Here is a 24480-nt window from a genome sequence, read left to right as displayed (position 1 = left end):
CTGTGTCTCAGCGCGGGGGCGAGAGGTGAGGACGGTGCGGGGTGGCTGGTTCGCTGGTCCAACTGGCGAGGAGGCGCAGCGCCTGCTCGGAGGGGGTGCCGGGTTCCGCGCTGTAGATGCCGAGGATCTGGTCGCAGTCGCCGGTGACGGCCAGAGCTTCGTAGTCGAGGGTGAGGTCGCCGACCAACGGGTGGTGGAAGTGTTTGGTGCCGTACGTACGGCGCTGGATGTCGTGGTCAGCCCACCAGCTGCGGAAGTCGGGGTCGCGCAAGGAGAGTTCGCCGATGAGTTCGGCGAGCTGGGGGTCGTGGGGGTGCTGACCGGCGTACAGGCGCAGGGCGGCGACGCTGGTGCGGGCGATGGCTTCCCAGTCGTCGTAGAGGGTGCGGGCTGATTCGTCGAGGAAGATGAAACGGGTCATGTTCCGCTCACGCCGCGGCAGGGCGTCGAAGTCGGTGTAGGTGGCTGTGCCAAACGCCCCGCCCGTGAGTCATGCTCGCGGGCGGGGCGCTGATCCTTCAGCAGGACACTGTACGACGGAGCCGGTCAGCCGGCTTCCCGCGTCGCTCCGTCCAGGTGAACGGGCAGGCTGCGGTGACCGTTGGAGATGAACGACTCCACGGGAAGCAGCTCGTCCGCCGGGACGGCCAGCGCCAGGTCCGGAAAGCGCCGGAAGAGGGCGGGGAGCGCGATCGCGGCTTCCAGGCGGGCCAGGGGTGCCCCGAGGCAGAAGTGGACGCCGTGCCCGAAGGCGAGGTGTTCCTTGTTGACCCGGGTGACGTCGAAGCGGTCTGCGTCCGCCCCGTGAAACGCCGGACTGCGTCCAGCCGCGGCGTAGGCGGCGAGGATCGCATCGCCCTTCTTGAAGGTCACCCCGCCGGACTCGATGTCGTCGACCGCGTAACGCAGGGGCAGGCTCGCCACCGGCGCCTCGGCACGCAGCGTCTCCTCGATCACATCGTTCCAGGAGGCCCGGCCCACCCGGACCAGTTCGAGCTGGTCCGGGTGGGTGAGCATGGCATGGATCGCGTTGTCGAGCAGATTGACCGTGGTCTCGTGCCCTGCGCTGATCATCAGCAGCAGGGTGTCGACCAGTTCGCCCTCGGTCAGTCGCGAGCCGTCCTCCTCCCGGGCGGCGATGAGCCCGCTGGTGATGTCGTCGCCCGGGGTCTTCCGCTTCAGAGCGACGAGATCGGACAGGACGGTGTGCATGCCCTGGAAGGTGGCCGCGGCCTCCTCCGGAGTGGCGGCGGTGTTGAAGATGCTGTCCACCAAACGGCGCAGCTCCTTGCGTGTGTCCTCATTAGAGACACCGAAGAGCTCGCAGATCACCTGGATCGGGATCGGGTAGCAGTACTCCTCGCGCAGGTCCACCGCCTCCCCCCGGGGGGAGGCGGCGAGGCCGTCGAGCAGGTCGGCTGCCATGACCTCGATGCGCGGGCGCAGGGCCTCGGTACGGCGCGCGGTGAACGCTGTGGAGACCAGCTTTCGCAGCCGCCGGTGGTCGCCCCCGTAGGCGGTGAACATGTTCGTCACCGCGACCCAGGTGAACAGCGGCCACTCCGGGGTGATCTCTCCGTTGGCCCACGCGGTCCAGTGCTGGCGGGGGTCCTTCGATACGCGAGGGTCGGTGAGCAGTTCCTTGAGCAGGGCTTGGTCAGTTACTGCCCACGCCACCACCTGCCCAGGAAGCTCCACCAGTGTTGCCGGTCCGTGTTCGCGGAAGCGGGCTCCCTCTCCGTGGATGTCACTGCCGGAGGGGTCGATGACGACGGGGCGGGATTCGGGTTCCATTCGCTGACTCCAGAAGGTGTGTCCGTGGCGACCCGCACGGTAATCGGGGGAAAGCGCACTGGCAGAGCGGCCAGTGCCCGGTGAAAGGGACCCTGCCGCCACTCCAACCGCTCTACCCCGGTCGCGAGTTGCACATCCGGAAGCCGGTCGAGGAGTTTCTCCACCGCGACCGCGGCGATCAGCCGGGCCGGGCTCTTGGCAGGGCAGGTGTGTGGGCCCGCGCTCCACGCCAGATGCGCGCGGTTGCCGCCGCGCCGGTCGGCGACCAGGCCGGGGTCGGTGTTCGCGGCGGCCAGGCTGATCAGGATCGGCTCGCCCTCGCGCAGTAGGGTGCCGTCGAGCGTCAGGTCGTTGAGCGGGTAGTGGATGGCGTAGTTCGCCATCGGCGGGTCCGTCCACAGCACCTCGTCGAGCGCGTCCTCCACGGGGAGGCTGCCACCGGCCAGGTCGCCGGCGAACCGGTCGTCGGACAGCAACAGGCGCAGCCCGTTGCAGATCAGGTTCTGTTGCGGCTCCGTGCCCGCACCCATGAGTACGACGAGCTGATGCATCATCTCCTCATCGGTGAGCTGCGCGGGGTGGGCCATCATCCAGGACGTCACATCCGCCTTCGGCGTCTTGCGCTTGAGCGAGACCAGCTCGGCGACACCCTCGACGAGCACCATGTTCGCCTTCTCGGAGTCGGCGTCGGCGTCGAAGATCCCGGACATGCCGAAGACCAGCTTCTCCCCGATGTCGGGTGGGCAGCCGAACATCCGGTTGAAGACGAGCAGAGGCAGGATGGCGCCGTATTCGCCGAGGAGATCCGCCTCCCCCTTCGGACCGATCCGGTCGATGAGGGTGTCGGCGCTGTGCTCGACATAGCCGCGCAGCGCGTTCGGGTCCACGCGGGCGAGGCTGTCGGTGATCGCCCCGCGCAGCCGAGCATGATCGTCACCGTCGGTCCACAGAGCGTTCGGCCGGTACATCATCATCGGTACGACCGGGCTGTCCGCCGGCACCGTGCCATTGGCGAGGGCGCGCCACCGGCGCGGGTCCTTGCTGAACCGCTCCGGGCTGCGCAGCACTTCCAGGGCGGTCTCGTAGCCGATGACGAGCGAGGCGCGGACACCGGGGGCGATCTCCACCGGGGTGACGGACCCGTGCTTGCGCAACCGCGCGTAGGTCGCGCCGGGGTCGGCGGCGAACTCCGGTCCGTACAGTTGTGCGGCCGTGCTCGTGCCGGGCGCGTCGTTGTCATGGCCGGTGTGGGCCGGGCACCCGGGCGGCGGCACCGCGCCCGGTACGGGGGCGGGAGTGGTCATCTGTGCTCCTGGGCGGGCGCGGTACGGGTCTGGAGGTGCTCCACGAGGGAGATCAGCGCCTTGGTGGAGGAGGCGGTGTCGCGGGCGTCGCAGGTGACGAGGGGGGTTTCGGGGAGCAGGTCGAGGGCCTCCCGTATCTCCTCCTCAGGGAAGACCGGTGCGCCGTCGAACTGGTTGACGGCGACGGCGTACGGCATGCCGTGCTCCTCGAGCAGGCCCATGATGTCGAAGGACTGGTCCAGCCGCCGGGTGTCCGCGAGCACCAGCGCGCCCAGCGCCCCGTACATCATGTCCTTCCACAGCTGGGTGAAGCGTTTCTGGCCGGGGGCACCGAACAGGTACAGCACCAGGTGCTCGCTGAGGGTGAGGCGGCCGAAGTCCATGGCGACGGTGGTGGTGGTCTTGTTCGGGATTCCGGCCAGGTCGTCGATGAGCGCTCCGGCCTGCGTCATGGTCTCCTCGGTGCGCAGCGGCTTGATCTCGGACAGGGTCCCGACGAACGTGGTCTTGCCGACCGCGAAATGTCCCACGATCAGAACCTTGACCGCGGTCCTGACCGTGTCCGAGACATAGACGTGGTCAGAGACGGGAGCGGAGCCCATCGAGCACCTCCTGCAAAATCTGGGCCTCGGGGAGTTGAGCCTTGGGGATCGAAGCCCGGGCGGTGATGTGACCGCTGTCGATCAGATCGCTGAGCACCACCTTGGTGACGCTGATCGCCAGCGTCAGGTGCCCTGCCACTTCGGCGACCGACAGCGCGCCTCCTCGACACAGCTCCATGACGCCGCGCTTTTCCGGGCTCAGCCCGCTCAGCGGGCGATTACTCACGGCCGTCACGAGCGTCACCAGGTCGAGTGTGTTGCGCGTCGGATGGGCACGGCCGTCAGTGACGACATACGGCCGTACCAGTCCACGCTCGCGCTTGCGCGGCGGGGTCATGACGGACCGCTGATACTCGGCTGGGAGAGGGCCGCGTCCAGGCGCGGTGGGCTGGTCAGCTCCTTGCCCAGCCGGTCGACCAGCTTGTGCATGCGGTAGGTGACCGTCTCCATGTCCACGTGCTGTGTGGAGGAGACCGCCAGGTACGCACCCGCCCCGGCGGCGACCAGGAAGACGTACCCGTCGGCGAACTCGACCAGGGTCTGCTGCCAGGGCGAGGACTCCGGGGCGCAGAACTCGGCGGTACTGCGGCTGATCGACTGCAGGCCCGACAGCGCGGCAGCCTGCCGCTCGGCCTCGTCACGGGAGATGCCCTGGGAGTGGGACCGGAGCATCCCGTCCGCGGAAAGCAGGATCGCGTGGCGCGCCTCCGGCACCTTCAGGACCTCGTCGAGCATCCAGCCCAGTTCGTTGGCCATATGGTCGTTCATTCTTGAGGGGTCCCTTCATCAGCTGGAGTTGCGGCGCGCCCCGTACGGGTGCCGCGGGCAAAAGCACCCATGCGGGTGGCGGTCTCGTAAGCCGGGCGGGTCGGCGCGGGTTCGCCTCCGGGCGGTACAGCCGGTTCCTGGACGGCCGCTGCCGGTTCGGCGGCGGTTCGGCGGCGGCGCTTGGGCAGGCCTCCAGCAGTGGACGAGGTGGTGGCCGAGGCCGCAGCGGCGGCTGAGGGCGCCGGCTCGGCGGAGAGGGGGGCGGCCGGCGCGGGTTCCACCGGGCTCGGCAGTGGCGACGCCGCCCGGGCTACCGGGGCGTCGGGCGTGGCAACGGCTCTGGTCGCCGTGGCCGGCAGGGACACCGCAACGGGGGCCTGCGCCTGCCGGGCGGGGGCCGCTATGTCGGAACCCGCGCCGACAAGGAGCGACTTGGGCAGGAATAGCACGGCTCGCACACCTCCGTAGGGGGACCGGGTATCGACCGAGACGCTGAACCCGTACCGAGCGGCGAGCACACCCATAACGGCGAAGCCGAACTGCGCAGGGTCGCCGAGCCGGTTGATGTCGATGTCCTCACGGCCCGACAAGCGCTGGCTCGCTTCCTCGACCTCGCGCGTGTCCATGCCGACGCCGGCGTCGTCGATCACCACGGAGGTGCCGTTGTGCGCGGGCCGGATGTTGACCTCGACCGTCGTGTTGGGCTGTGAGTGCCGCGCCGCATTGTCCAGCAGCTCGGCTATCGCCAGGACCACCGGCTCCACCGCCCGGCTGGTCACATCGATGTCGACCCGCGAGTGGATCTCGACGCGCTGGTAGTCGCGGATCCGCGACTTCGCCCCGCGTACGACGTCGATCAGCGGCGAAGCGGCCCGCTGCCGCCCGGGCCACGAACCGCAGAGGACGGCGATGGCCTGCGCCCTCCGGCCGAACTGGGAGTTGGCGTGGTCGATTTCCAGCAGATCCTGCAGTACGTGGGGATTGTCATGCCGGTCCTGCATATCCGATATGGACAGCTGCTGCTCGTTCGCCAGGGCCTGCAGCGCGCGCATCGCCGCCTTGAGGGTGGCCCTCGTCGAGTGGTCGGCGCGGGATCGTGCCGTATCGGCGGCCCCGGTGAACAGGTCCACGACCTGCTGCAGGCTCTGCGCGTACGCCGTTCCGGACAGTCGCCTGTCGAGAAGTCCGGGCAGGGGTTGGTGCTGGGCCTCCTCCAACGCGGGAAGACGGACGTCGACCAGGTGCCGGGCCTCCTCATCACGACCGCGCAGGCTCTCTTCGGTCGCCGCAAGGCGCCTGCGGAGCGCAGAGGTGATCTGGTGTTGGCGTATCAACAGGATCAAGCCCGCGAGCGCACCGGCGACAAGGCACCAGAACACCGCCTCCGGTATGTGTCGTGTCATTGGATCCTCAAGAACTGGGGGAGAGGGGAGCAGACCGAGACAGGGCGAAGCAGACCGGCCGGAAAAGAGAGCGCTTGAAAATTCCGGCTGGGCACCCTGTCGGATTCCGACAGATACGAGCCGGAATACGGCACATGGGCGATGTGGGGTTGCCCGAACGCCCGCGTCCACCAAGGGAATCGAGTGTTCCGATCATCCTAATCATGGCAGAGAGCTTCAAGAGGCACACGGTGTGGAAGTTACTATTGACAAACAAGTGACCATACGGCGCGCCTCCTCCGGCATAGCGCGCGGTGTCGGCGACGCCCGTGAAGCGCGTTGCGAGCCTCGGCGGCGGCGCCCTCGGCGAGGTGAGTTCCAAGCTTCCGGATAGCGAGAGCCGTTGGCGCTGGAACGCCATCACCCGAGTGTCAGAGGCATGAGGTATGCCTCAGTGTGTGGACTTGAAAACGCACATTTTTACTCGCCGCGGGTGGCTTCGCCACGATGAGGTACAGATCGGCGACGAGACGTGATCCGCCTCCGCTCGGCCCGCCCGCTCACGCATCGCTCACGCACGAGGCCGAAATCGAAGCCGCGCCCCAGGTGGTCTAAACCACCTGAGGCGCGTTCACGCAGGACGGCGGTGGCGAGACCAACCGCCTGCGGGTAGGCCGTGTGGGACTCGAACCCACAACCAATGGATTAAAAGTCCACTGCTCTGCCAATTGAGCTAACGGCCCTCGTGACACGGATGCCCGTCCCGTGCTGTTCAGAGGCTACCTGGTCCCCGGGCTCATCTCACCTACCTTCTCATGAGAGGCCCCGGGCGGTGCGGGGGGCCTGCCATAAGCGGGCGGTCGGCAGGGGTCAGTCAGCCGGTGACCTTGACACGGCGGGCGCCGCGCTCCACAGGCGGGAAACGCCCTAAATGTCTACTCTCCTGTTATGAGCCTCACCCCCTGCCACGGTCTCAGCATCCGCAACCAGCTGCCCGGTGTCGTCACCGCCATCACCCCCGGGGAGGCGATGGCCACCGTCCGGGTCCGGCTGGCCGGGGTCGGGGTGATCACCGCCGCGGTGACCCTGGAAGGGGTGGAGGCGCTCGGCATCGAACCGGGCAGCGAGGTGCGGGCGCTGGTGAAGGCGACGGAGGTTGCGCTGGCCACGGGCCCGCTGGAACGGCTGAACGGGTTGAGTATCCGCAACAAGATCCCCGGAACGGTGGAGTCAGTGGTCGCGGGGAATGTGATGGCGTCGGTGAAGGTGGCGGTGGAGGGCGCGGAGATGACGGCGGTGATCACCCGGGAGGCGGCAGAGGAACTGGGGCTGGCGGAGGGATCCCCGGTGGTAGCGCTGGTGAAGTCCACCGAGGTATCCCTGGCGACCGCGTAGCTCGGGCGCGTAGCTCAAGCGTGTAGCTCAGGCGGCCGTGCGGTCGTCCGCCGGTTTCAGGAACCAGTGCCGGGCCGAGGCCGTCCACCAGGCCGTGGCGAAGCCCAGTACGACCAGCACGGCGACCGGGGCGTAGTTGAAGTTGCTACGGGTGACGGGGCTGAGCTGCGGCAGCATGAAGAGGACGGTGATGAGGACGACCCAGATGACGGCCAGTACGCCGATCGGCCGTGACCAGCGGCCGAGGTGCCAGGGGCCGGTCTCGAAGGCGTCGCCCTTGCGGAGACGGAGGAAGGTGGGGATGACGTAGGCGATGTAGAGGCCGATGACGGCGATGGAGGTCACGGCGGCGTAGGCCGTGTAGTTGATGAGGTACGGCAGCCCGAGGGCGAGGGCGCCGAGGGCGGCGAGCCAGACGGCGTTGGTGGGGGTCTTGCTACGGGGATTGATGCGGTGCCAGACCCGGGAGAAGGGGAGGGCGCTGTCGCGGGAGAAGGCATAGATCATGCGGCTGTTGGCGGTGACCGACGCCATGCCGCAGAAGAGCTGGGCGACGATCACGACGAGCAGGAGCAGCTTGCCGCCCGTCGCGCCGGCCGCGTCGATCAGGATCTGGGCGGGCGGGACACCGGTGGGGCTACTGAGGGTCTTGCCGTAGCTCTGGATGGCGTAGGTGAAGCCGAGGAGCAGGACGAAGCCGGCGATCCAGGAGATCCAGATGGAGCGGACGATGCCGCGCGGGCCGGCCGTGGCGGCGTCGTGCGTCTCCTCGGTCATGTGGGCGGAGGCGTCGTAGCCGGTGAAGGTGTACTGCGCCATGAGGAGGCCGATGAGGACGACGTAGATGCCGCTGTGCCAGCCGGTGTTGTTCACGAAGTGGGTGAAGACGAAGGCCGTCGACTGGTGGTGGTCGGGTACGAGGGCGAGTACGGCGACGATCAGCGCGACGCCCAGCACATGCCACCACACGCTGATGTCGTTGAGCAGCGCCACGATCCGGACGCCGAAGGTGTTGAGCAGGCCGTGCAGGACCAGGATCGCCGCGAAGAGGATGACGGTGTGGCCCGGAGTGACCGTGAAGCCGGTCTGCAGGTCCAGGTAGGCGTTGAGGAAGCTCGCCGCCCCGAAGTCGATGCCGGCCGTGACCGCGATCTGGCCGATGACATTGAAGTACCCGGCGAACCAGGCCCAGGCGGCGGCGCTGTCCGGGGGCGCCAGCTTGTGCGCCCAGTAGTAGAGACCGGCGGAGGTTGGGTACGAGGAACAGATCTCGGCCATCGACAGGCCGACGATCAGCGTCATCAGGCCGACGCCGACCCAGCCCCACATCATGACGGCCGGCCCGCCGGTGTTCATGCCGAAGGCGTAGAGGGTCAGGCAGCCGGACAGGACGGAGATGATCGTGAACGAGACGGCGAAGTTGGAGAACGCGGACATCCGGCGGGCCAGCACCTGGGTGTAGCCGAGTTGGCGGAGCCGTTCCTCGTCGGACACAGTGCCGGGCACGGTGCCCGGCACTGGTTCGGGCACAGGTTTGGACGTAGGTATTGTCATGCCCCCAGCGATTCCCTCGCTGGGGGCATGACATGCGTCACAGACGTGACCGGAAGTGGCTAAAAAATGCCCTTGTACGCCTTCCAGCCCGTCGCGATCTTCGTACGGGCTCCGAACCCGCCCTTGCCGTTGCCGCTCTGACGGTAGAGATTGCCAGAAGTGTCCCGGGCCACCAGATCTGCCTTGCCGTCACCGGTGATGTCCCCGACGCCGACGACCGCGTTGTACGACGCGCCCCAGCCGGAGGCAACCTTCACCCGGGCCGCGAGCTTGCCCGACGCCGTGCCGTTGTAGCGCCACAGCACATTCGCCTTGTCCTGGACCAGCAGATCGCCGTAGCCGTCGCCGTTCAGATCCCCGGCACCAACGATCTTCTTGTAACCGGTCCACTTCGAGGCGATCTTCACCCGGGTCGCGAACTTCCCGGCCGAGGTCGCCGCGTACAGATACACGTCCCCGGTCGAGGACTGCCGCGCGATCAGATCCGCCCGGCCGTCACCCGTCACATCCCCCGGCGAGGTCAGCACGTTGTACTGGTTCCAGCCGGTACCCAGGGAGGTGTAGGCGTCCTTGGGGACGAAGGCGGTGTTCCCGCAGTCGCCCTTGTACGCGCGCAGTTGGCCGCCGGCCATCCGCACCAGGACGTCATTGCAGCGGTCGCCGTTCAGGTCTCCGTAAGGCACCGGAGTGACGGTGGTCGGCCAGCCGGCTCCCGTCGACTTCCCGGAGAACTTCCCCGAGCCGTTGCCGAGCTGGACGGTCAGGCCACCGGAGGAGTTCAGCGTCAGCAGGTCGCCGATGCCGTCGTTGGGCCCGTAGGTGCCGTCGAAGTCCCGGCGGACTGCGGCGCCCAGGAAGAGCTTGGTCGTGCCGGAGGACGTCAGTGCCGCGCCCGAGCCGTCGGCCGGTCGGACGGTCAGCTGCCACGTGTAGTCCCCGTTGGGGACGTACGCACCACTGGCGGACCGGCCGTTCCAGCGGGTGTCGAGGAGGCCCGAGGTGGCGCCGCCGGTGAGGGTACGGGCGACGGCGCCGGTGGCCCTGTTGCGGAACGTCAGCGTCCAGGAGGCGGCCGGCTTGGAGAGCGTCCAAGTGCCCTGCCACCAGTCCGACTCGTCACTGCTCGACGCCACGCTGAAGGTCGTCGCCGGACGCAGGTAGGTCATCGGCTGGGTGGCCACCCCGCTGGGCACCAGGTGGATCCGGTTCTGGGCGTCGACATACGCGGCGGGGCCGCCGAACTTGTCGACGGTCCAGGTGATTCCGCGCCCGTCGGAGCTTCCGGCGAGGTCGCCGATGGCCCGGGTCGAGGCCGTACCGTCCGCGAAGTCGGTCAGCAGCAACTGCCCCGCGGTGGTGTCGTGCCGTACGAGATAGCCGTCGCCGACCGCCGCCGTACCGGACGGGACGGTGATGTTCTTCTTCGCCGTGCGGTCCCAGATCCCGGCCTTGCCGGTCGGCCCGCAGGACCAGTAGATCCACCGGCCCACGGCCTGGAGCTCCGTGGGCACGCAGGGCGCCCCGGTGCTGAGGGTGCCGGTGGTCTCGTCGCTCTGGAGGTTCGTGGCCTTCAGGACGCCCTTGGTGGAGGTCGCGGTCCACAGGGTGACGCCCCACACCGAGGCGGCCGAGACCGAGCGGGTCACCGTCTGCTCCCCGTCGAGGTCGCCGACGTACTGCTTGGTGGGATTGGTGCCGTTGACGATCACGAAGCCGCCGGTGACTTCGGCCACGGTGCCGGAGGTCGATCCGGTGCGCAACAGCCCGGAGGCGTTCGGGTCGAGCGGCTGCACGGAGGCGCCGTCGGGGTCGGTGAACACCGTGACGCTGCGGCCGTCCCCGGTGGCCCACGGACCCGTCTCCCCCCCGTGCGTCCATTGGCGCCAGGTGGCCGCGCCGGGCGTGACGGTCGTTCCGCTCGTCGCGACCGGCCGGGTGTAGTACGCGCCGTAGAAGCTGCTGTTGGCTTCATCGGTCGCCAGGGTGCCGTTTTCGAGCGACAGTCTGTTGATCGTCGCGGCTACCGGCGAAACGGCCGTCACCTCGGAGAGGACGGGCACGTCCGCGCCGGTGGCGGTCACCCTCCGCACCGCCCAATGGGCGGAGTCGGCGCCGCCGACGACGAGCACGCTGCCGTCCTGAGCGGCGGTCACCGAGGTGTTGGCGTGCCGCAGCAGGGTCTGCGGGTCGCCGCCCGCGAGCGGTACGGCCATCAGGGGCTCGCCCGAGACATCGACCATGTTGTGCGGATCGGAGGGGACCGACCGGGCGGTCACGAGCCACCCGCCCGCGATGGCGAAGTGCGGCGTGCCCTCCGTCCCGGGCAGCGTCACGGTCGTCTCGGCAGCGGCCAGGTCGTCGCGTTGCAGGACGTGGGCGGTGTTGCCGGACGCGTACCAGACGAGCCGGTCGGCGCTCAGCGCCACGGCGGTGGGGGCGGCGCTGACGACCATGTCGCCGGTGACCTTGGCGGCGGCCAGGTCGACGAGCGCCAGGTGTTGCGCGCCCGCCAGGGCGTAGCTGACGACGGCCGTGCCGCTGTCCCCGCCCAGAACGTTGAAGTTGGCGGTGATACCGGTGGGCCAGCCGTCGACGAGCGTGCCTCCGTCGGGTGCGCCGCCTCCGTACAGCCACAGCACCAGGTGGCCGTCGGCGTCCGCGGCCTGGGTGAGGACATGCGCGCCGAGGGTGGACCAGTAGGTGCCGTGGGTGATGGGGACATCCGTCGCGGTACCGGCGGCGAGGTCCTTGAGGACGACCTTCTGCGTGGGCGAGGTGACATAGTCGGCCACGACATCGGACGACGAACCGAGGTACGCGGGGATCTCCACCCGGTTCAGCTCACCCAGTTCGGTGGTCGTACCGTCGTCGTAACGGGTCCACAGGTAGCCGGACCCGCCTTCCTGGGCGTGCAGATAGCCGGTCGGCCCGGCGCTGTAGATCCGGTCGGCTCGCGGGGCGTACCGGTCCGACTGGAACACGGTCTCGGCGGAAGCCGTCGTGGCCGCGCGGGCGGGCGCGGACAGAGCTCCCGGGCCGGTCACGGCGAGAACGGCGAAGGCGGCGATGCCGCCACGGACGAGGGCACGACGGGCCACCCGTTCCTCCTGTGATTCACGAAGAAGGCATGGCAGGGCAGCGCAGCGACACTGCGGAATTCTCAAGCCCCCCGGCCGGCCCCCATGCAAGTGGCGTGAGCATAACAGCAGTCACATAGGTAATCGAAGGCAAATACGCGCGCCCGCCCGGCACCGCTGCGGGCCGTGCCGCCCGAAGGCGCGTACACCGCATTGCTGACGGCTCACGGGGCGGACTGAGAAAGCCCGCAGCGTGCCCAGCTGTCTCAGAGCCCGAGCGCGTGCGTGAGCGCGCTCACGAAACCTTCGGGCGGCGGCGACCCGATCGGCGTCGGCGTGTGGGCGGTTCAGCTCACCGATGATGTACGCCCGTGGACACCGGCCCCGATCACGCAGCCGTAGCCGGGGACGACGCGCCGTCGTTTGCGCCGTCCGAGCTGCTCTCGGCTGTGGAGAGCAGGCCGCCGGAGAGCGAGGGCCCGGTGATCGGGCGCCGGTCGTGATGTCCGCGGACGTGATCGCGGTGTCGGCTGCGGCTGACGCGCTCAGTGGGCCGACACAACCTGCCACAAGTGCGAGCGTCATTCCCGCGGCGGCTCTGCCACGTACGTAGCGAGCGGATCATAGCGGCGCCACGCATACAGCAACAGAACGGGCCCGGACCGACGAGGTGCGTCGGTCCGGGCCCGTTCAGCGGGTCAGCGGGTCAGCGGCGGTCAGCCGTTGCGCTTCCAGCGCGGCTTGCGCTCGATGTTGCCGGCGCCGGTGGTGCCGGTGCGGTGGCCGGCGGGGCGGGCGGCGGGGCGCTCGTCACGACGGTCGCGGTTGAAGGGGCGGTCACCGGCGGGGCGGTGGTCGCGGTTGTAGGACGACGGGCGGTCGTCGCGGCGCTCGTAGGAGGACGAAGCCGGCGCCGCCGACGGCGCTGCCGAGGACGGACGCGCGGCGGGACGCTCGTCGCGACGGTCACGGCTGTTGTAGGACGGACGGTCGTCACGACGCTGGTACGACGAGGAAGAGGACGACGGACGGGCGGCCGGGCGCTCGTCACGGCGGTCGCGGCTGTTGTACGACGGACGGTCGTCACGACGCTCGTAGGAGGACGAGGACGACGGACGGGCCGGGCGGTCGTCGCGACGGTCACGGCTGTTGTACGACGGACGCTCGTCGCGGCGGTCGCGGCTGTACGAGGGGCGCTCGTCGCGGCGGTCGCGGTTGTTGTACGACGGACGGTCGTCGCGGCGGCGGTCGAAGCTGCCCCGGTCGTCGCGGCGGTCGCGCTGCTCGGCGGCGGGCTGCTTGGCCTGGGCCGGGACAGCGGCTGCGGCGGCCTCTGCGGCCAGCGCGGCTTCGGCGGCCTTGGCGGCGATCGCCTCGTCCGGGTCCTCGCCGCGCTCGCGGGCGGCGCGCCCGGTGAGGCGGTCGGCCTCCTCTCGCAGCTCGGTGGCACGGCGCTGGGCGCGCTCCAGCTGGCGGTTGAGGTCGGCGACCTCGCGCTCGGCCTGCTGGGCCGCGTTCTGGACGGCGTCGGCCTGGACGTCGGTCAGCGACCGGGCGCCGGTGATGCGGGAGACGTCCTCGTCGAAGGCGCCGCCGCCACCGATGATGTGGCGCGTGGCGTCGACGCCCGCGTCCTCCATGAGGCGGAAGATCTGTTTGCGCTGGTGCGGCAGGGCGAGCGAGACGACGGTACCGGACTCACCGGCGCGGGCGGTGCGGCCCGAGCGGTGCAGGTAGTCCTTGTGGTCGGCGGCCGGGTCGACGTTCAGCACGAGGCCGATGCCGTCCACGTGGATGCCGCGGGCGGCGACATCGGTGGCGACGAGCACATTCACATGCCCGTCCTTGAAGTCCTCGAGGGTGCGGGTACGGGCGCCCTGCGTCATACCGCCGTGCAGCGCGTCGGCACGCACACCGGCCTCGATGAGCTGCTCGGCGACGCGGTCGGCGCCCATCTGGGTCCGCACGAAGATGATCGTGCGGCCCTTGCGGGAGGCGATGGCGGCGGTGACCGGCGCCTTGTCCTTCGGCTTCACGACGAGCACGTGGTGGCTCATGGTGGTGACCGCGCCCTGGGCCGCGTCGACCTCGTGGGTGACCGGATCCTTCAGGTAGCGCTTGACCAGCGAGTCGATCTCGTTCTCCAGCGTGGCGGAGAACAGCAGGCGCTGGCCGCCCTGCGGGATCTGGTCGAGGATCTCGGTGACCTCGGGCAGGAAGCCCATGTCGGCCATCTGGTCGGCTTCGTCCAGGACGGCGATCTGGACCTGGTCGAGCGAGGCGGCGCCCCGGTTCATCAGGTCACGCAGCCGGCCCGGGGTGGCGACGAGGACGTCGACGCCGCGCTCGAGGGCGTAGATCTGGTTGGACATCGAGGTGCCGCCGCAGACGACCTTCATCTTCAGGCCGAGGACGTCACCGTACGGCTGGAGCGCGTCGGCGACCTGCATCGCGAGCTCGCGGGTCGGGGTGAGGATGACGCCGCGCGGGTGCTTCCTCTCGGTGTGGCCGCCGGACAGCAGGGTCAGCAGCGGCAGGCCGAAGGCGAGCGTCTTGCCGGAGCCGGTGCGGCCGCGGCCGAGGATGTCCTTGCCGGCCAGGGCGTCCGGGATGGTCGCGGCCTGGATCGGGAAGGGGTCGGTGACGCCGTTCTGTGCCAGCTTGCGGACGATGGGCTCGGCCAGGCCGAGGTCGCCGAAAGTGACGCTGGGGGCGTCATCGGGAGTCTCATCGGTGATGTCGTCGGCGCCCTCGGTGATGGCGTCGTCGATGGTGGTGCTGTCGGCGCCCGCAGCGATGTCGGCGGTGTCGGTGACGACATCGGTGACGACCTCGGGGGTGGCGTCGGCGGCAGTGTCGGCCGTTGATTCGGCTGTCGCCGCGGAGACGGACTCGACGATCTCGATGGAGTCGTCCGCAGGCGTGGCAGAACGGTCGGCAGTATCAATGGGCATGCTTGAGCAGAACCTCTCGGAGTGACGGCACGCGCCAACTCCGCAGTTCGCACACGACCGCCTCAATGCGGTCAGCCACCGGAGATAAGGAACGCGCCACGCGCCGCGCTTCGCCCTCTTTCAAAAGGAACAGCGGCGCCGGGCATGGGGATCAAACGATCTCTCAGCATACGCATCGACTCCCGCTTTGGCCAATCGACGACCAACCAACGGCCGATCGACCGCACCGGGCGTGATTCACGTCACGGCGCACCCGCTCCGGTGGCCGGCGGAGCACTCGACGGCGACGGCTCCGGGGACGCCGGCGGCGACGATTCGGGCGGCGACGGCTCCACATGGCTCGCCGACGGCGACGGCTCCGGCGGCCCGCCCGGACCGGACGGCTTCCCCGGCCCGGGGTCCGATGGCTTGGCGGACGGCTTCCCGGCCGACGGCTGCGCGGACGGCTTGCCCGGCCCCGGAGCCGACTCCTGCGCGCTCGCCGACGGCGACCCAGAGTCCTTGTCGGCGGACGACGGAGCGCCCCCCTTCCCCGGCCTGCCGCCGCCGTCGCCCGGCTGCCCCCAGTTCGCGCCGCCGACCGACTGCGGCCCGTCGGCCCCGCTGACGGAGCCCGTCGCCCCGCCCTGGCCCGGCGGCCTGGAGTCGTCGTGCGCCCGCACACTCATGCAGCCGGTCACAGCCAGTACGGGCAGAAGCAGGGCGGCCACGGCACGGGCGCGTACGGGGAGGGGTTTCATGACGGCCACCTCTGCGGAGTTCGGGAGTGTCGCGCTGCCCAACGCCCCCACGGCCCGCCAGGACACGCGGCGGGCTCCTCCGGTAGCGTTGTGACCATCGGCGGTGGGGCCCGCCGCACCCGAATCGCGGCACACACGCCGCCAACGATCCCTACTGGTGACGGCCCGCCGTGCGAAGTAGGAGACGTATATGAGCGGCCCCGAACCCGGGCTGACGACCGGCCCCGGCCACGCCGCCGACCCTTTCCGCCCCGCGCCCCCCGCACAGCGCGGCATCCGACTCCCGGTCCTGGCCGCCGTCTCCCTGGGCGGTGCCCTCGGCGCCGCGGCCCGCTACGGCGCGGGGCTGCTGTGGCCCGACGGGCCCGACGCCTTCCCGTGGACCACGTTCGGGATCAATGTCCTCGGCTGCGCCGTGATCGGCGTCCTCATGGTGCTGATCACCGAGGTCCGGCCCTCCGCCCACCACCTCGTCCGCCCCTTCTTCGGCACCGGCGTGCTCGGCGGCTTCACCACCTTCTCCACGTACGCGGTGGACGTCCAGCGCCTGGTGGACCACGGTAGGCCCGGCCCCGCCCTGGCCTACCTGGCCGCGACACTGCTGGCCGCGCTGGTCTCCGTATGGGCCGCCGCGGCAGCGACTCGCAGCCTGTTCAACAGGAGCACCCGATCCAGCAGGAGCAGCCGATGAGGCTCACCGGTCCCGCACTCCGGCTCACCGTCTTCATCGGCGAGAGCGACACGTACCACCACCGCCCGCTGCACAGCGAGATCGTCCACCGCGCCCACGCCGCCAGGCTCGCCGGAGCCTCTGTCTTCCGCGGCGTGGAGGGCTACGGAGCGTCCTCGCTCATCCACACCACCCGGCTGCTCTCACTCAGCGAGGACCTGCCGGTCGCCATCGTGATCGTCGACACGGAGGAGCGGGTCCGGGCCTTCCTGCCCGTGCTGGACGAACTCGTCACCGAGGGCCTGGTGATTCTCGACACGGTCGAGGTGATCCATTACACCGGCCGGGCGGACCGCGAGGAGCCGCGGAAGTGAACTGGCTGCTCGTGATCGCCGGCGCCATGGTCGGCGCCCCGCTCCGCTATCTCACCGACCGCGCCGTCCAGGCCCGCGTGGACGGTCACCACGGGGTCTTCCCCTGGGGCACCCTCACCGTCAACATCACCGGCAGCCTCGTCCTCGGCATCGTGACCCGCGCCGCCTCCTCGGCGGACGTCCGGCTGCTCCTCGGCACCGGCTTCTCGGGGCCCTGACCACATACTCGACGTTCTCGTACGAGACCCTCCGCCTCGCCGAGGAGGGCGCCCGCTTCTACGCCGCCGCGAATGCCGTCGTGAGCGTCGTCGCCGGGCTGGGCGCGGCGTTCACCGGAGTGGCGGTGGCGCGGGCCCTGCGGGGGTGACAATGGCCCCGTGCTGGAGATGACACGCGACACGTTCGAGGGTCTGGTCAGCGATGCGCTGGACACCATTCCCCCCGAGCTGACCCAGGTCATGGACAACGTGGCCGTCTTCGTGGAGGACGAGCCCGACCCGTCCGACCCCGATCTGCTCGGGCTGTACGAGGGGACTCCGCTGACCGAGCGCGGCGAGTGGTACGCCGGGGTCCTGCCGGACCGGATCACCGTCTATATGGGCCCGACACTGCGGATGTGCCGGACCTCCGCCGAGATCGTCACGGAGGTCGCCACCACCGTGGTCCACGAGGTCGCCCACCATTTCGGCATCGAGGACGAACGGCTGCACGAGCTCGGTTGGGGCTGACCGGTCCGCATGGTCCGCCCGCCTTACGGGCATACGAGGCCAATGGTCGAGCTGGTCCGAATCCGTCACGCACCCAACCCGAGCCCCACCCCCACCCCCCGTCTCTACGTCCGCGCGATCATCCTCATCGCTGTCACCCTTCTCGGCGGGTGGCTGGGCCTGGTCGTCCTCGGCACCACCGACGAGCCGGTCGGCCCGATGAACACCCGGATGTCACTGCACCCGGCCCTCAGCGGCGGCACACAGGTGAACGTAAGCCCGCTCGGCTCCCTCTCGCTGGCCAGTCACGAAGGCCCGCTGCGGCTCCAGGTCGACATCAACACACTCGACCCCGTGCGCGCCCAGGCCCTCGTCAAGCACCCCGAACGACTCAGCGGCCTCCAGAGCGAAGTCACCCACGATGTGGCGCACAGCGCCGTCCAGTTGGCCGTCCAGTCCTCCGCCGCGGTCCTCCTCGGGGCCACCACGCTCGGCCTGGTCGTCTACCGCCGTCCGCGCCGGGCACTGGCCGCCGGGGGGCTGTCACTGGCCCTGCTGGCCGGCTGCGCCGGATCGGCGTACGCGACGTGGAACCCGAAATCGGTCCTGGAGCCGAAGTTCTCGGGGCTGCTGAGCAGCGCGCCCTCAGTGGTCGGCAACGCCCGCAGCATAGTCAGCGACTTCGACGTCTACCAACAGGAACTGGCCCGCCTGGTCACCAACATGACCCGGCTCTACGACGTGGCCTCCACCCTCCCCGCGTACAACCCCGACCCGACCACCCTGCGGGTGCTGCACGTCTCCGACATCCATCTCAACCCCGCGGCCTGGCCGATCATCCAGTCGATGGTCGCCGAGTACAAGATCGACATGATCATAGACACCGGCGACCTCATGGACCACGGCACCACCGCCGAGAACGGCTTCACCGCCTCCATCCCCAACCTCGGCGCCCCCTACGTCTTCGTCCGCGGCAACCACGACTCCCTCTCCACCCAGCAGTCCGTCGCGAGCCGCAAGGGCGCCTACGTCGTCGACAACGGCAAGTCCGTACTGGTCAAGGGTGTCCGCATAGCCGGCATCGGCGATCCGCAGTTCACCCCCGATCGCACCGTCGTCGCCGCCGGCGACCCCGCCGAGCGCACCGCCGGCCGCAGCCTCGCCGCCGCCATCCGCCGCCAGAACGCCACCGGCTCGTCCGTCGACATCGCCATCGCCCACAACCCGGTCGCCGCCGCCGAGACCGACGGCACGGTGCCGCTGGCACTGGCCGGCCACCTCCACCACCGCGAGACCTCCGTGCTGGCGCACGGCACCCGGCTGATGCTCGAGGGCTCCACCGGCGGCGGCGGCCTGCGCGCCGTCCAGAACAAGAGCCCCGAAAAGGTCGAGGCGTCCGTCCTCTACCTCGACCGCGACACCCACCGCCTCCAGGCCTGGGACGAGATCACCCTCGGCGGCCTCGGCCTCACCACCGCCGAAGTCAGCCGCCACCTGCCGGGAGAGATCAAACCCGGCCACTCCGCCTCCCCCACACCAGTGGCCACGCCGGTGCACACGCCGGTGCCGACACCGGAGCCCACGCCTGTGCCGACACCGAAGCCCTAAACCGTTTTGGCGATCTCCCAGGACATCCCATATGCTTCTCACGTCCCCGACGGCCGCAAAACCGCCCGGCGGGCCATCAGCCCTCATCGTCTAGTGGCCCAGGACGCCGCCCTTTCAAGGCGGTAGCACGGGTTCGAATCCCGTTGGGGGCACGCAGTCGCAGTGCGTTACCGCAGGTCAAAGATTGTTTCGATCTTGGACCTGCGGTTTTCGCATTATGGGGCACCACGCGGACCGATCTCAGCGAAAGCCGAACGCCGCAGGTCCTAGGCTAGATCGCGACACCGAGCGCAGCGCACGGGTTCGAACCCCACCTTTGCCCTGAATGTTCTAATTTTCATCCTCTGTCGCCAATCGGGCAACCTGCGAATGTGACTCTCCGTAGATCTCCGAGATCTCAACCTTGTACGCACTGCAGATGGCCACGAACCGGAGCACACCTTGAGGCATGCGGAACTGTAGGCATGCGCACGCTCCATCCGCACGCGCAGTCCGTCTCGCATGGCGTAGTGCAACGCAGGTCATCGCGCCGCCAGGTAGAGGCGATCTTGATCTGGCACCGCCATCGAACAGTCCACAGCATCACCCCTGACCTGCTGAAGGCATTGACCAGCCACACGCACAATCGGTTCGGTGTCCATAGCGATGACGACACATGTCGCAGATGCCGACCGTCCTCCAAACGTCCGGCCCCCTGGCATCGCCCTGCTCGACGTCAGTCCCGACCGGGCGGCTGGCCCAGCCCTCCCGACCTGATCAGCCAGCAGGTCGCAATTGCTCAGGTCGGGCACCATGGAGTGCAAGATATCGCGTTCCCAACAATAGCCCTATAACCGACAAATCAACCGCTGGAGCCACTAGGGGAGCGACCCACGGTGGCACGCCCAAGCGCAACGCGAGGGTCCTGACATTCCCGAAACCGAACAGGAATGTGCTCGAAGGGACCCTTCACCGAGGTCGCCCTGGAAGTGGACATCGACCGGTTCAAGCGGCTCCTCATCTCACGCCTGTCGGCCTTTCCCGCTCCCGCGGAGAGCTGACGCGAACCGGTCGCCCTGACCGGTGCCAGGCGTCAGCCCCCGGACGCTACGCCGAGCCTCTGCATCTGATCGGGCTGTTCGGCGGGCGCGGTGCCCTCTCAGGTCGGTCGATCACGCCGACCCGCCGCCGCGGGAGGCACCCGCGCCGTCAGGCGCACCGCTCATCCGCGCGAGCACCTGGAAGAGGGCAGCGAGGTCGCGCCCGCCGTAGCCCTGTTCGCGTGCCACGGTCAGGATCTCGTCCGTGGTGGCCGTCGCGGGCAGCGGCACGCCGAGTGCGTGGCCGGCCTGCAGGGCGAGGCGGATGTCCTTCTGCATCAGCTCTACGTCGAACCACGCCTCCTCAGGCAGATCCAGCATGAGCGGGACGCGGGCCTTCAGGGCCGGCGAGCCGATCGCGCTCCCCGTCATCACATCGGCCGCCAATTTCGGATCGATTCCACCGCGCTCGGCAAGCAGCAGGCCCTCGCTGAAGGCGAGCGTCTGGACGCCGAGGCTGATGTTGATGGCAAGCTTCAGCACAAGCCCCTGACCGTTGTCGCCGACGTGGGTGACGGTACGGCCGAGTTGCCGCAGCAGTGGCTCGACCGTACGGAAGGCGTCCTGCGGGCCGCCGACCATGATGGCGAGGCTGCCGTCCTCGGCCGCCGGGACGCTGCCGGACACCGGGGCGTCCAGCATCCGCGCGCCGCGCGACCGCACCCGTTCCGCCAGCTCTTGGCTGGTCTGCGGGCTGACGGTGCTCATGTCGACGTAGATCTTGCTCGGGCCGAGGCCGGCCAGGATCCCGTCCGGGCCGGTGGTGATCGCGTCGAGTGCGGTGTCGTCGGCCACCATGCTGAAGACGACGCTCGCCGCCTCGGCCACCTCGCGCGGCGTGTCGCGCCACCGCATACCCCGTTCAATGAGCCCGGCCGCCTTCGACGCGGTGCGGTTGGTCCCGTACACCTCATGGCCTGCGGCGACCAGGCGGCCGGCCATCCTGCCGCCCATCGCCCCGAGACCGACGAATCCGATCGTGATCATCTTCCCTGTCCTCTCGGCTGCCGTTCCCCCAACCGTTCTCGATCTCCTTCACATTCTCGTCGGAGAGCTCCAGCCCCGCAGCCGCGACGATCGGCTCGACCCGGAAACCGCTGGTCAGACCTTCAACCGTTCATCCGGCATGAGGGCAAGATCGCCGCTCACACCGCGGACCGCGCCCAAAGTGGCGGTCGTACCTACCGCTGCTCACTGCCGGTTTCCAACGCTTCAAGATCGGGAATTGCTCATCACCCTGAATCCCCGTCACCCACCGTTTCCTGTCCACGACGACCCTCGAAGGGATCACCGAAATGACCGCGCTCACCTTGCAGAACGCCATCGCTCGAACTGAGGCCGGCCGCGCCCGCGCCGCCGAACTCGCAGTGGCCATGAACATCGCGATCGTCGATGCCGGCGGGCATCTGCTGCACTTCTCCCGGATGGACGACGCGGAGCTCGGCACCGTCGACATCGCCATCAAAAAGGCCAGAACCGCGGCGCTGTTCAGGAGGCCGTCCGCAGCGATCGGCGAGGACTCCCAACCGGGAGGCCCCCTCTACAACATCGAGAGCACCAACGGCGGGCTGGTGTCCTTCGGCGGTGGCCTGCCGATCACTGACGAGGGAGGCCGCACCATCGGCGCTGTCGGCGTCTCCGGGGGCACGGTCCCGCAAGACGTCACAGTCGCGGAGGCCTGCCTTACGTGACAGTCCGCGATTGCCGGCCGGTCCCCTGCCGTCAGCTGTTTTCAGGGGTGGCGTTTTCTGGACAGTTGTCCATACCCCGGGTGGACGCCCGGGGTAAGGCCCTGCTGGCCGACGACGAGTTCCAACAGCGCGGTCAGTTGTGCCCGCTGATCGCGGTCCAGGGCGGCGCAGATGTCGTCCTCGTGCGCGGAGGCCAATTGCCGCACCTCGTCCAGTACGCGATGGCCTTCGGCGGACAGGTGGAGCGCGTGATGACGGCGATCCTCGGTGCTGCGCCGCCGCTCCACCAAGCCCTTGTGGTCCAGGTTGTCGATCAAAGTGACGACGCGGCTGGGCACGACTCCCAGATCGGTGGCCAACGATCTCTGACTGCGGCCCGGTTGGCCGGCGATCATGCGCAGTAGCCCGACATCCGGCGGGGTCAGCCCGAGGTGGCCGACCCGTTCGGCGAAGCGGCCCGCGGCGTGCGCGCCGACCTGGGCGAGCAGGAACGCCGCACCCCCCCTTGGCCGTGGGGCCGACGCGTCGCGCTCTTCGCTTGCTTGCCGCGGTGTGGTCACCCAGCTATGGTACGTGAAGCAGAATGATTCTCTATTGTGAACTGTTCCCTTGAGAGAACGGAGTGGGCCGATTCCCCGTCACCGAGCCCGAGCGAAGGAATGACATGAACGCCGATATGACCGAACGGCTTGTGCGGTTCCAGCAACCCGAAAAGACCCTGACCTACCTCGGGGGACTCGCCGAGTTCCTGCGCGCACAACGGGAACCCACCCTCGACACCAGGGCTGTCACCAGCGGGCTGCATCTCGACGACGGCCTGCACCTCACCCTGGCCGGGCAGCGGGCCATAGCCGTCGCTCTGGTCCACGCCCTCGCGGAGCTCTCATGAAGCTGCTGATCTTCGGCGCCACCGGCGGCACCGGCGCCCACCTGCTCACCCAAGCCCTTGACGCCGGGCACAATGTCACCGTCATCGCCCGTGACCCCGGCAAGGTCGTCCCCAAGGAGCACAGCAGCCTCACCGTGCTCGGCGGTGATGCACTCGCCCCCGGGACATGGCAATCAGCCGTCGCCGGCCACGACGCGGTCCTGTCGTGCCTGGGCAGTACGGACCGCAAGCACCCCACAACGGTCTACTCGCAAGGCACGGCGAACATCGTCAAGGCCATGCGCGAACACACGGTGCGTCGCCTCGTCTGCCTGTCCTCGGCCGGCCTGGAGATACCGCCCGGCATCCCGCTGTCCCAGCGCCTGGTGACCAAGCTCGTCGTCCAAAGGCTCTACCGCCACGGCTATGCCGATATGGCCGAGATGGAACGCGTCGTCACCAGCAGCGACACCCATTGGACGATCATCCGTCCACCGATGCTCACCGACGGACCGCTCACCCGCCGCTACCGGACCGCAGAGAACGCCCACGTGTCCCATCCGACATCCCTGCCCCGCGCCGATCTTGCCCACTACATGCTCACCCACACCGACGACCCGCACACGTGGAAAGCGATCGTCGAGATCACGCGCTGAACCCATCGAGCCGGTCGGCCCGGAGACGACGAAGGGGTCTGCCCTCGACCGGCTGGTCGAGGGCAGACCCCACGTCTGGCCCTGGTCGGGCTACTTCTTGAAGCCGTAGTCCATCAGCTTCTTCGCATCCGCCGTGCGGGTGGTCACAGAGGAGGAGGCGAGGACCGTGCCGATGACCGTCTTGCCGTTCCGGGTGGCGGCGAAAACCAGGCAGTACTTGGCTTCCGGGCCCGAGCCGGTTTTGATGCCTATGGTGCCCGAGTAGCTGCCGAGCAGCGTGTTGGTGTTGGTCCACGACATGTAGCGGTAGCCGCCGCTCTTCGTCGTGACCTTCTGCTTGGTCGACTTCGTCTTCACGACCGTACGGAACGTGGAGTACTTCATCGCGTTGCTGGCGAGCTTCGTCAGGTCGCGCGGCGTCGAGTAGTTCGAGTTATTACCTATGCCGTCGAATGAATCGAAATGCGTGTTTTTCAGGCCAAGGCCACTGGCCGTTGAGTTCATCTTGCCGATGAACGATTTCACGCGTGCGGCCCGCGTGGACCCGCTGCCGTACTTGTCGGCCAGCGCGTACGCCGCGTCGCAGCCGGACGGGAGCATCAGCCCGTACAGAAGCTGGCGGACGGTGACCTTGTCGCCGACGATCAGATGGGCCGACGACGCGTTCTTCGCGACGATGTAGTCGCTGTACGCCTTCTGGATGGTGACCTTGGAATCCAGGTTGAGGTTCTTCTGGGCGAGCACCACCCGGGCGGTCATGATTTTGGTGGTGGAGCCGGTGGAACGACGGGTGTCCGCGGCCTTGGTGAAGAGGGTCGCCCCAGTGCCGTTGTTCATCACGAAGCCGCCGGCGGCGACGATCGTGGGTGTCGCGAGCGTGGCGGCCTGCGCCGAGGCGGCGAACGCCCCGGCCGTCAGGACGGCTCCCGCGGTGACGATAACCGCAGATACGCGACGAATGCTCTTAATGCCGGTTTTCAAGATGAATTCTCCCAAATGCCCCTGCAATGCGGTCACACAAAAATGCCGCTTGCTCATAAGACGCATGGGATTGGCGAATGGATGTACGACCTACGAAGCTTTTTCGGCCCCGTCCGGCGTTGTGAACTCCTACGAACAGCACGGACGTACGCCGCGAGGCGGGTCAGCGGCATGGAGCCGCTGTCCCGCCTCGCCTGTCTGTTGGACCTGTTGGGCCTGTGGGCCCGGTGGGCCCTGCGGCTGCGGTCAGCCGCCGATGGGGCGACGCGGCGTGTG

General features: G+C 68.9%; 21 protein-coding genes, 2 tRNA genes and 2 pseudogenes. 11 read left to right on the top strand and 14 right to left on the bottom strand.

All coding sequences use genetic code 11. The features are described from left to right. Positions 1 to 7: 7 nt before the first annotated feature. The 8 genes and pseudogenes from FCI23_RS29795 to FCI23_RS29760 form a co-directional block, all read right to left on the bottom strand. A pseudogene (locus tag FCI23_RS29795) lies at positions 8 to 460 on the bottom strand (MmyB family transcriptional regulator); the annotation flags it as partial. An 86-nt stretch (positions 461 to 546) separates the two neighbouring features. Continuing rightward, positions 547 to 1680: a cytochrome P450 family protein gene (locus tag FCI23_RS29790; protein ID WP_246144178.1), complete on the bottom strand. Its 1134-nt coding sequence runs from the start codon at positions 1678 to 1680 to the stop codon at positions 547 to 549. Continuing rightward, positions 1662 to 3098, bottom strand: a complete 1437-nt coding sequence (locus FCI23_RS29785) for a cytochrome P450 (protein ID WP_246144149.1) — start codon at positions 3096 to 3098, stop codon at positions 1662 to 1664. The genes FCI23_RS29790 and FCI23_RS29785 overlap by 19 nt, the downstream gene beginning before the upstream one ends. Next, on the bottom strand, positions 3095 to 3700 hold the full coding sequence (locus tag FCI23_RS29780; RefSeq protein WP_136727045.1) for a GTP-binding protein: 606 nt from the start codon (positions 3698 to 3700) through the stop codon (positions 3095 to 3097). The genes FCI23_RS29785 and FCI23_RS29780 overlap by 4 nt, the downstream gene beginning before the upstream one ends. Then, positions 3678 to 4037, bottom strand: coding sequence for a DUF742 domain-containing protein (locus FCI23_RS29775; protein ID WP_136727044.1), 360 nt, complete (start codon positions 4035 to 4037; stop codon positions 3678 to 3680). Before FCI23_RS29775 ends, FCI23_RS29780 begins: the two co-directional genes overlap by 23 nt. Continuing rightward, on the bottom strand, positions 4034 to 4468 hold the full coding sequence (locus tag FCI23_RS29770; RefSeq protein WP_136727043.1) for a roadblock/LC7 domain-containing protein: 435 nt from the start codon (positions 4466 to 4468) through the stop codon (positions 4034 to 4036). Before FCI23_RS29770 ends, FCI23_RS29775 begins: the two co-directional genes overlap by 4 nt. Continuing rightward, positions 4465 to 5871 carry an ATP-binding protein gene (locus FCI23_RS29765; RefSeq protein WP_136727042.1) on the bottom strand — a complete coding sequence of 469 codons (1407 nt, stop codon included), beginning with the start codon at positions 5869 to 5871 and terminating at the stop codon, positions 4465 to 4467. The genes FCI23_RS29770 and FCI23_RS29765 overlap by 4 nt, the downstream gene beginning before the upstream one ends. 649 nt (positions 5872 to 6520) lie before the next feature. Next, positions 6521 to 6593: transfer RNA gene (locus FCI23_RS29760), tRNA-Lys, on the bottom strand. Between the two features lie 205 nt (positions 6594 to 6798). Between FCI23_RS29760 and FCI23_RS29755 the strand changes: the two genes are divergently transcribed. Next, positions 6799 to 7245, top strand: coding sequence for a TOBE domain-containing protein (locus tag FCI23_RS29755; RefSeq protein WP_136727041.1), 447 nt, complete (start codon positions 6799 to 6801; stop codon positions 7243 to 7245). Positions 7246 to 7272: 27 nt separating this feature from the next. Here the strand turns inward: FCI23_RS29755 and FCI23_RS29750 are convergent, their stop codons facing one another. The 3 genes from FCI23_RS29750 to FCI23_RS29740 form a co-directional block, all read right to left on the bottom strand. Then, positions 7273 to 8799: an amino acid permease gene (locus FCI23_RS29750; protein WP_136727040.1), complete on the bottom strand. Its 1527-nt coding sequence runs from the start codon at positions 8797 to 8799 to the stop codon at positions 7273 to 7275. 59 nt (positions 8800 to 8858) lie between these two features. Next, entirely contained in the window at positions 8859 to 11897 is a 3039-nt protein-coding gene (locus FCI23_RS29745; RefSeq protein ID WP_136727039.1) for an FG-GAP-like repeat-containing protein, read from the bottom strand. Positions 11898 to 12592: 695 nt separating this feature from the next. Then, positions 12593 to 14830, bottom strand: a complete 2238-nt coding sequence (locus FCI23_RS29740) for a DEAD/DEAH box helicase (RefSeq protein WP_136727038.1) — start codon at positions 14828 to 14830, stop codon at positions 12593 to 12595. A 261-nt stretch (positions 14831 to 15091) separates the two neighbouring features. Here FCI23_RS29740 and FCI23_RS29735 point away from each other — a divergent pair, with 261 nt between their 5' ends. The 7 genes and pseudogenes from FCI23_RS29735 (at position 15092) to FCI23_RS29705 (ending at position 19081) form a co-directional block, all read left to right on the top strand. After that, positions 15092 to 15664, top strand: a complete 573-nt coding sequence (locus FCI23_RS29735; RefSeq protein ID WP_136727037.1) for a hypothetical protein — start codon at positions 15092 to 15094, stop codon at positions 15662 to 15664. A gap of 96 nt (positions 15665 to 15760) precedes the next feature. Then, on the top strand, positions 15761 to 16261 hold the full coding sequence (gene crcB, locus FCI23_RS29730; protein ID WP_136727036.1) for a fluoride efflux transporter CrcB: 501 nt from the start codon (positions 15761 to 15763) through the stop codon (positions 16259 to 16261). Next, positions 16258 to 16614, top strand: a complete 357-nt coding sequence (locus FCI23_RS29725; protein ID WP_136727035.1) for a DUF190 domain-containing protein — start codon at positions 16258 to 16260, stop codon at positions 16612 to 16614. Before crcB (FCI23_RS29730) ends, FCI23_RS29725 begins: the two co-directional genes overlap by 4 nt. Beyond that, positions 16611 to 16981: pseudogene (gene crcB, locus FCI23_RS29720) on the top strand (fluoride efflux transporter CrcB). The gene FCI23_RS29725 and the pseudogene crcB (FCI23_RS29720) overlap by 4 nt, the downstream one beginning before the upstream one ends. A 10-nt stretch (positions 16982 to 16991) precedes the next feature. Beyond that, positions 16992 to 17342: a metallopeptidase family protein gene (locus FCI23_RS29715; protein ID WP_136727034.1), complete on the top strand. Its 351-nt coding sequence runs from the start codon at positions 16992 to 16994 to the stop codon at positions 17340 to 17342. Between the two features lie 42 nt (positions 17343 to 17384). Further along, complete coding sequence (locus FCI23_RS29710) at positions 17385 to 18929, top strand: metallophosphoesterase family protein (protein WP_246144147.1); 1545 nt, start codon at positions 17385 to 17387, stop codon at positions 18927 to 18929. Between the two features lie 79 nt (positions 18930 to 19008). Continuing rightward, positions 19009 to 19081, top strand: a tRNA-Glu gene (locus FCI23_RS29705). 999 nt (positions 19082 to 20080) lie between these two features. Here FCI23_RS29705 and FCI23_RS29700 read toward each other — a convergent pair. Next, on the bottom strand, positions 20081 to 20995 hold the full coding sequence (locus FCI23_RS29700) for an NAD(P)-dependent oxidoreductase (protein WP_136727032.1): 915 nt from the start codon (positions 20993 to 20995) through the stop codon (positions 20081 to 20083). Positions 20996 to 21303: 308 nt separating this feature from the next. Here FCI23_RS29700 and FCI23_RS29695 point away from each other — a divergent pair, with 308 nt between their 5' ends. Beyond that, positions 21304 to 21699, top strand: a complete 396-nt coding sequence (locus tag FCI23_RS29695; RefSeq protein ID WP_136727031.1) for a GlcG/HbpS family heme-binding protein — start codon at positions 21304 to 21306, stop codon at positions 21697 to 21699. A gap of 41 nt (positions 21700 to 21740) precedes the next feature. Here FCI23_RS29695 and FCI23_RS29690 read toward each other — a convergent pair whose 3' ends face one another. After that, positions 21741 to 22259: a MarR family winged helix-turn-helix transcriptional regulator gene (locus FCI23_RS29690; protein ID WP_136727030.1), complete on the bottom strand. Its 519-nt coding sequence runs from the start codon at positions 22257 to 22259 to the stop codon at positions 21741 to 21743. Positions 22260 to 22363: 104 nt separating this feature from the next. Here FCI23_RS29690 and FCI23_RS29685 point away from each other — a divergent pair, with 104 nt between their 5' ends. Further along, positions 22364 to 22588 (top strand): hypothetical protein, encoded by a 225-nt coding sequence (locus FCI23_RS29685; protein ID WP_136727029.1) that lies wholly within the window; start codon positions 22364 to 22366, stop codon positions 22586 to 22588. Further along, the gene (locus tag FCI23_RS29680; RefSeq protein WP_136727028.1) at positions 22585 to 23223 is read left to right on the top strand and encodes an NAD(P)-dependent oxidoreductase; all 639 of its coding nucleotides are present in this window, start codon (positions 22585 to 22587) and stop codon (positions 23221 to 23223) included. The genes FCI23_RS29685 and FCI23_RS29680 overlap by 4 nt, the downstream gene beginning before the upstream one ends. Before the next feature lie 90 nt (positions 23224 to 23313). Here the strand turns inward: FCI23_RS29680 and FCI23_RS29675 are convergent, their stop codons facing one another. Then, entirely contained in the window at positions 23314 to 24204 is an 891-nt protein-coding gene (locus FCI23_RS29675) for a D-alanyl-D-alanine carboxypeptidase family protein (RefSeq protein ID WP_246144177.1), read from the bottom strand. Between the last annotated feature and the right edge of the window lie 276 nt (positions 24205 to 24480).

The organism is Actinacidiphila oryziradicis, assembly GCF_005047355.1.
Lineage (GTDB): Bacteria > Actinomycetota > Actinomycetes > Streptomycetales > Streptomycetaceae > Actinacidiphila > Actinacidiphila oryziradicis.
The sequence above is the reverse complement of the archived record's forward strand: the minus strand, read 5'-3'. Positions and strand labels throughout refer to the sequence as shown.

Coding starts and splice junctions, on each gene's coding strand:
- FCI23_RS29785 (WP_246144149.1), bottom strand. CDS start 3,098: ATGACCACTCCCGCCCCCGTACCGGGCGCGGTGCCGCCGCCCGGGTGC.
- FCI23_RS29780 (WP_136727045.1), bottom strand. CDS start 3,700: ATGGGCTCCGCTCCCGTCTCTGACCACGTCTATGTCTCGGACACGGTC.
- FCI23_RS29775 (WP_136727044.1), bottom strand. CDS start 4,037: ATGACCCCGCCGCGCAAGCGCGAGCGTGGACTGGTACGGCCGTATGTC.
- FCI23_RS29770 (WP_136727043.1), bottom strand. CDS start 4,468: ATGAACGACCATATGGCCAACGAACTGGGCTGGATGCTCGACGAGGTC.
- FCI23_RS29765 (WP_136727042.1), bottom strand. CDS start 5,871: ATGACACGACACATACCGGAGGCGGTGTTCTGGTGCCTTGTCGCCGGT.
- FCI23_RS29755 (WP_136727041.1), top strand. CDS start 6,799: ATGAGCCTCACCCCCTGCCACGGTCTCAGCATCCGCAACCAGCTGCCC.
- FCI23_RS29750 (WP_136727040.1), bottom strand. CDS start 8,799: ATGACAATACCTACGTCCAAACCTGTGCCCGAACCAGTGCCGGGCACC.
- FCI23_RS29740 (WP_136727038.1), bottom strand. CDS start 14,830: ATGCCCATTGATACTGCCGACCGTTCTGCCACGCCTGCGGACGACTCC.
- crcB (WP_136727036.1), top strand. CDS start 15,761: ATGAGCGGCCCCGAACCCGGGCTGACGACCGGCCCCGGCCACGCCGCC.
- FCI23_RS29725 (WP_136727035.1), top strand. CDS start 16,258: ATGAGGCTCACCGGTCCCGCACTCCGGCTCACCGTCTTCATCGGCGAG.
- FCI23_RS29710 (WP_246144147.1), top strand. CDS start 17,385: ATGGTCGAGCTGGTCCGAATCCGTCACGCACCCAACCCGAGCCCCACC.
- FCI23_RS29700 (WP_136727032.1), bottom strand. CDS start 20,995: ATGATCACGATCGGATTCGTCGGTCTCGGGGCGATGGGCGGCAGGATG.
- FCI23_RS29695 (WP_136727031.1), top strand. CDS start 21,304: ATGACCGCGCTCACCTTGCAGAACGCCATCGCTCGAACTGAGGCCGGC.
- FCI23_RS29685 (WP_136727029.1), top strand. CDS start 22,364: ATGAACGCCGATATGACCGAACGGCTTGTGCGGTTCCAGCAACCCGAA.
- FCI23_RS29680 (WP_136727028.1), top strand. CDS start 22,585: ATGAAGCTGCTGATCTTCGGCGCCACCGGCGGCACCGGCGCCCACCTG.